Genomic DNA, 5,939 nt, shown 5'->3' on the forward strand with positions numbered 1-5,939 from the left:
GTCCAGCTCCGAGGCGGCCGACGCCGCGCCGCCGGGGCTGTTCGCGTGGTTCGATGCGCCACGGCGCCGCACGGCGGGGGTGCCGATCGCGTTCGGGCACTGGTCGACGCTCGGGCTGACGGTTCGGCCGGACCTGATGGCGCTGGACACCGGGTGCGTGTGGGGCGGGCGGCTCACCGCGGTGCGGCTGGGGCCGGCGGGCGATCCTCCCGAGGTGGTCCAGGTGGACTGCGAGCAGGCGCAGCAGCCGGGGTGAGCGCGGTCGCCGGACTACAATGCGCGCCTCCTTCTGGAAGCTTGGCAGAGTGGTCGATTGCACCGGTCTTGAAAACCGGCAGCCCGCAAGGGCTCCAGGGTTCTTATCTGAACCATCAAGTTGTGCATCCAATTGGGGATGTCGGCCACGCTCAAGTCGTCGGTTCGAGGCACGTAGCGCGGGCCATTTGCGTGGCCGGCTTGAGCAGCCCGTACGGCTTGAGCCGCCTGCCGGTAGTGCGTCTGCAGTCGGAGTAACCCGTCCCGACTCCCAGTTCATTCAACCACCTGGCAATCAAGTAGCGGCAGTGCGACCGCCCTTAGACGCCTTGCGGCACCCCAGCCCCTCTCCGGACGTACCGTGCGCCAGCACAGTTGGTCGCTTGCTGAGAGGCCCCGAGGACGCGCGTCGAGCGCCCACGCTTCCACTGCCCGGCTTCCTGGCAGTCGACATGAGTCCGCAACGTTCGGATAGGTGGTCACAGCACACCGTATAGTCAGTACGTATTGACATCAATTTGACGATAGCCGTCGCAAACAGTTGGTGCCATTTTTTGCGGACGTTGAGGCTTAAAGCGAATCATGCACCCGCTGCAGGTGGAGTCCCGGGTCGGAAGCCACGACGTGCAGAGATCGCCGCCTCGGCACTCCCGGAGATTGCCTTCTGTAGGCTTGCATCGTGCCGCTGAGAGACGGCTCTGCATTTCATCTCGATGGTTGGCCGTGTTGGCGACGTTCGACTGACCGCAGAGTTCGGTTAGAAAAATGTACGAGTCCGGCAATCTCGTCACGACCGAACTCAGGTCACTGCGGTCGCCGACCAGCGACGCGGCAACAGGTCTGCGACCCGATGCGCGGAAGGTGCCGGCAGGCGTTCCAGAACGTCCTTCAGGTAACCCACGCCCGTTGAGCCGAGCCGGCAGGACCAAGCTCATCGCGGCCGCAGCCCGCTTTCCCGGGCGCAGGCTCCCGGCGAACGGCCAGTCGTTGCGCCCAAGCGCAATCGGCCGAGGCTGTGTGAAAACTCRAGACTCGAAGCATTTCGGGGGTCTTCTCACCCCTACCTTAAGGTCGATCGTCGAATACAGCGCGATCTGAGAGGTCGATTTCGGTGACCACCTTCAACGCGGCGAGTTTTCACACAGCCTCGGCCGTAAGCGGTTCTCTGCCCAGTTGTTGTCCGCCGGCAGCGTGCCGTCGCACGTCAGCGCCGTCCACCGTCCCAGGCTGTAGTCGATCGCCTTGGCTGTCGCTGACCCCGCGGGCACTTTCTGCCGATGCAGCGTCAGCCAGGTTTGCAGCACCGCCGAGATCTCGGCGGCCACCGTTGTGGACGCGGAGAGTCACCTTTCACTGGTTCCAAGTGGGTGACGAGCTCGTCCTCAACCATCAGGGCGCACAGAGCCCGGCAGACCCCAACAGCGGCCTCTTAGCCATCATGATGGTTGGCCAGCGCGAACAGGCTGTACATGAGCCCCCGGTTCTTGGCCAGCCCGCCGCAGCCGACCTTCTTGCGGCCAAACAGATTCATCACGATGTGGAAAGGGTGCGCTACGCGGGCACGGATCTGCGCTTTCTTGTGCTCAGCAGCACCGCCTGGCGCTCGTGCACGCCGTTGGTCATCGCGGCGATCGCTCTGCGCTTGGCCGCGATCAGCCAGGCGATGTCACCGCTGATGCGCCCGTCAGTCTGCATCTTGATGATCTCCTCTCGCTTGGCGACGCCGGTGCTCCCCGAGTCACTGTGCACGCGCCGAGCCTGGCCAAGCCGCGTCGCTTCAATACGCACCTCACGCAATTCACGCCCACCAGCACGTCGTGGCTGAACATGGTCGAGCCGTTCTTCGCCACATCTTCGAACGACGAATCAGGCGTGACAGCTTCACCAACGTGACTGAACAGGAGCTGGCGATCAACTTTTACATCGCCGAGCGCAACGCTCACCCCAAGCCTTCATCTGAACTGCCTCGTCCAATAGGACATCCGGCCAAGGTCTCTCGCGCCGTGGCTTCCTTGGCGGTCGTCTTCAGATAGGTAGGCAACAGATTGCCGCGCCACACTAGGAGCTCTCGATACAGCGGTTCCACGTGCCAACCGAACGTCCCGCATGGCTGGCTATGCAAGGCCAATGCCTCTGACCTCACTCTGCTCACCACACCGCTGAAGAGCTCGGACAACAGAGCCTTGGCAACGCATTGGGTTGCAGTGCCCCTCTAATTTAGTCGGTGATTGACGCGGATCAGCTCTCAGCTAAACTGATCCGCATAAGTAAGAACATCAAACCAACATTGGGAGCGGGTTTGAACGATTCAGTACGTACAAGTGGGGCGGAGCTGTCTTCGCGTGCAAGACGCAATGACGCGACAGCGAGCACGCGAATTTGCGGCGAAGGAGCGGCCTCTCGTGGGTGGCCTAACCTTCCAGCAGGACATTGCATTCCGCCTGCCACGTTAGTGGAGCGCTGGCCGGGCTCGAGGCGACCTGCCTCATTGGGCACTCGGCAGCTGTCAAGGGCATATTGCGGGCTCAAGCCCGACCCAACAATCGAGGCATTCGATCGTTTGGGCCCCACTGCGTTGGCGGCGATGACCGTCCTCGTATTGCCCTCTCGACGTAGATCCCCGAGCCGATCGTCTGGCGTCATCCGGGCGTGCATCCAGCACTATGCTTACGGGCGATTCTTTGGGCCAAGAGACGCTCGTTCTCAACGTCCTGCGGTGTCGGTTCCGCGGAGAGAGTTCGTCGGGACCACCCTCAAGCGATTGGGCAGCGCTCAGTCCTAGAGGACCACGGAGCGATTGTGCGGCTTGTCCACAGCAGATCGACTATGGCCTTGTTCGACGTGTCTAGCTTTTCGTGGTAGCTCACGTTAGAGCTGGCCCTCCTGTCTCCGCTGGTCGGCTCTTCTAGCAAGCACTTGCCGCGAATTTGCTCGCAACAATGTCTTGGTTCTCAATCAACGATGCCCTCGCGCTGCTATCGGCATGAAAAGGCTGCGGCCACGACACAAGACGTCACCCGTTCTTGCGGCGACAGTTGTCAATTGCCGCGAAGCACATTGACATATCCTGACGCAATTAATCATCAAATGCCCATTGCCGGGGCAGGCCTCGAATTGCCCGCCGCAATCGCCCGCCATCCTGCTGAATTGCCATCATCAATTGTGTCTAGAGTGCTCGCATTGCGCTTGACATTGAGCAATTGGCAACGTCAAATGCCTCTCGCAATGGCAGATCCGCCATCGCATTTCTACGTTGTTCATCATGGAGAAATTGATGCAAATCATCGACGTTGTCGCCCACACTTCAAGCAACAACATGCTGACCGGTATTGGCCTGCTTGACCGAGGAGTTCTTCTCGCGTCTTGCGAGAAGGCCAGCGAGGAGTTTCTGAAAGAGATCGACCTGGAGCAGCTTTTCGCTGTCGAGGCGGAGCAGAGCGATAAGCAAGCTATCGCTGCGTAAGTAGAGGATGTTTCCATCGCAGAGGCCCACATGGTCTCTGCGATGTTGGATGGCTGGATACGAGTGGGCTGGGGTCGGCCGATGGCATCCAATTGGGCAAGGCATTGAGTCCAGCCCTGAGGCTGTCCCGCTTGCATCYTTTTTTACGCGTATTGATCGTGCAGCTTCACGACTAAGAATTGGAAGCGCTCCCACGCTCGCGATGCCAAGTGGGACGCAGTCGGTTCGGAGTTGAGTGCGAGCGAGTGTCGAACTCAATCACCACCTCTATTGCTGGTTGCCCGTATGAGTATTGAAACCATTCGTGAGCGTGATCTCACTGAGTCCATTGGCGGCAGTTGGGTGAACTATGGGAGTTGCATTCGGCGGAAATCCCCCGAGGAGACGCTGCGCGCCATCTTGCCGCTCGCCGCATCCTTCGGTGTGACTCGGGTAGCTGATGTAACCGGGCTTGACTCCATCGGCATCGCAGTTGCGTTGGCAGTGCGCCCCCGCGCGAAGAGCCTATCGGTGTCGCAGGGCAAGGGTACCTCGCTCGAAGCCGCCAAGGTGTCAGCACTCCTCGAGTCGATTGAGATCCATCATGCAGAGCACTTGGCAACACCAGATCAAGTTGCATCTGCGAATGAGGTGCAGCGCCTAGGGCTCGCAATGGCTACGCCGGCCGAATTGGACCCGCTCAACGGGACGAACGTGGTGTGGAACACAGATAGCCTGCGGTCTTGGTACCGTGGCTTGGAGATGCACAGCCGGACACCCGTGCTTATTCCCGAGCTAATGCTCTCACTGGATTCCACACGCTGGGACAGTGAAACCGCGCACTACGAAGTGACGACGAACGGGCTCGCCTCTGGCAACGACTTCTCCGAGGCGTTCAGCCATAGTGTCTTTGAGCTTATAGAGCGGCATGCGTTCAGCTATTGGATAGCTCAGTCGCCCTCATATCGAGCCGACACCGGCGTCGCCTTGGCATCTCTTGGCAGCGATGCGCGCCAACTTGTCGCTCGCATACAGGGCGCAAATATGGAGCTAACAGTCTTCCACTTGGCGGAAGCTTCGCTGGGGTTACCTTGCTATGTCGCCGAAATTACGAATCCCAACGACCCCCTGATGCCAGCGCGACCTTACACGGGCAGAGGATTGCATGTATCTTCCGAGATCGCCGTGGGGCGTGCAATTACTGAAGCCGCTCAGAGCCGCTTAACAATGATTTCTGGCGCGCGGGACGACAATCTACATGAGGACTATTTTATTCCCAGATCGCGAACTGAATCCTCTTCGACAAGAGAGTTTTCTCCCACAGACGCTAATACTCTGGCGTCATGGCTTAGCAATCCGATCGAATTTTTGTTAAGTCGGCTCAGAGACTCGGGGTTTCCCACCTGTGTGGCATATGCGCATCGAGCTGCCCCCCCATTCTATGTCGTGCGATGCTTCATCCCAGGAATGAGGCATGACTCATGATCAATGGAATCGTCTTTGCCGGCCCCAGCATGGATGTCGCAGTCGACTTGATTGGTCTCGACCGGGTACAGCTAGCGCCTCCCGTCAGATGCGGAGATATATTGATCGCGATTTCAATGCGACCAAAATATATAGCAATAATTGACGGCTTATTTGGATCGGAACCAAGCGTTTGGCACAAGGAGATTTTGCTTGCCATATCGAAAGGAATCTCCATCTACGGTTGCTCCAGCATGGGGGCGCTACGAGCCGCTGAACTCCACAGCGAAGGCATGATCGGCGTTGGAAAAGTCTTCGAGTGGTACCGAGACGGTGTTATTGAGGCCGATGATGAGGTTGCATTGGTTCACGGGCCGCGAGCACTGAACTACAAAAGTCTCTCCTACGCTCTAGTGGACGTGAGGTTTGCCTTCGAACAGGCAATGGAGAGAGGCGACCTAACTTCTGCGCAAGCGCGTTCCGTCCTTGATCTTCATCGCCAAAGATTCTATCCCACTCGCGTTCAGAGGACTCTTGACCAAGACATGGACGCGTGTGGAGTCCCTCCTGTCTGCCGAGAACGAATCCTCGACGCGCTCCGCGGCCCGAGTATTAAGAGGCTCGACGCACAGAAACTTATTTCGCACATCGCAGGAGTACAAGAACTGCTTGAGGCGCCGAAGGTCTCGGACGATACTGAGGCGCAATTGCCCCTATTGACGAGTGGAGTACGACGGTTGATCGGCCGCCTTGTTGCAAGCGGGCGGCCCCTAGTACC

Annotated in this window: 4 protein-coding genes and 3 pseudogenes; 4 read left to right on the forward strand and 3 right to left on the reverse strand. The window is 59.1% G+C overall.

Going from position 1 to position 5,939, the window contains the following annotated elements:
• A pseudogene (locus tag AC1D01_RS17500) lies at positions 1 to 256 on the forward strand (symmetrical bis(5'-nucleosyl)-tetraphosphatase); the annotation flags it as partial.
• A 798-nt stretch (positions 257 to 1,054) separates the two neighbouring features.
• Here the strand turns inward: AC1D01_RS17500 and AC1D01_RS17505 are convergent.
• The 3 genes and pseudogenes from AC1D01_RS17505 to AC1D01_RS17515 all read right to left on the reverse strand — a co-directional run.
• Positions 1,055 to 1,256: pseudogene (locus AC1D01_RS17505) on the reverse strand (IS66 family transposase); the annotation flags it as partial.
• 147 nt (positions 1,257 to 1,403) lie between these two features.
• Positions 1,404 to 1,577, reverse strand: a pseudogene (locus AC1D01_RS17510) (IS66 family transposase); the annotation flags it as partial.
• A gap of 229 nt (positions 1,578 to 1,806) precedes the next feature.
• On the reverse strand, positions 1,807 to 2,052 hold the full coding sequence (locus AC1D01_RS17515) for a hypothetical protein (protein ID WP_477868438.1): 246 nt from the start codon (positions 2,050 to 2,052) through the stop codon (positions 1,807 to 1,809).
• 1,477 nt (positions 2,053 to 3,529) lie between these two features.
• Between AC1D01_RS17515 and AC1D01_RS17520 the strand changes: the two genes are divergently transcribed.
• The 3 genes from AC1D01_RS17520 to AC1D01_RS17530 form a co-directional block, all read left to right on the forward strand.
• A complete protein-coding gene (locus AC1D01_RS17520; RefSeq protein ID WP_477868440.1) occupies positions 3,530 to 3,718 on the forward strand; it encodes a hypothetical protein in 189 nt (62 codons plus the stop codon).
• 285 nt (positions 3,719 to 4,003) lie between these two features.
• Entirely contained in the window at positions 4,004 to 5,182 is a 1,179-nt protein-coding gene (locus AC1D01_RS17525) for a YcaO-like family protein (RefSeq protein WP_477868442.1), read from the forward strand.
• A partial coding sequence (locus tag AC1D01_RS17530; protein ID WP_477868444.1) for a TfuA-like protein occupies positions 5,179 to 5,939 on the forward strand: 761 nt, incomplete at its 3' end. The genes AC1D01_RS17525 and AC1D01_RS17530, both read left to right, overlap by 4 nt.

Source organism: Rhizobacter sp. P3_B12, from assembly GCF_056402895.1.

Coding starts and splice junctions, on each gene's coding strand:
- AC1D01_RS17520 (WP_477868440.1), top strand. CDS start 3,530: ATGCAAATCATCGACGTTGTCGCCCACACTTCAAGCAACAACATGCTG.
- AC1D01_RS17525 (WP_477868442.1), top strand. CDS start 4,004: ATGAGTATTGAAACCATTCGTGAGCGTGATCTCACTGAGTCCATTGGC.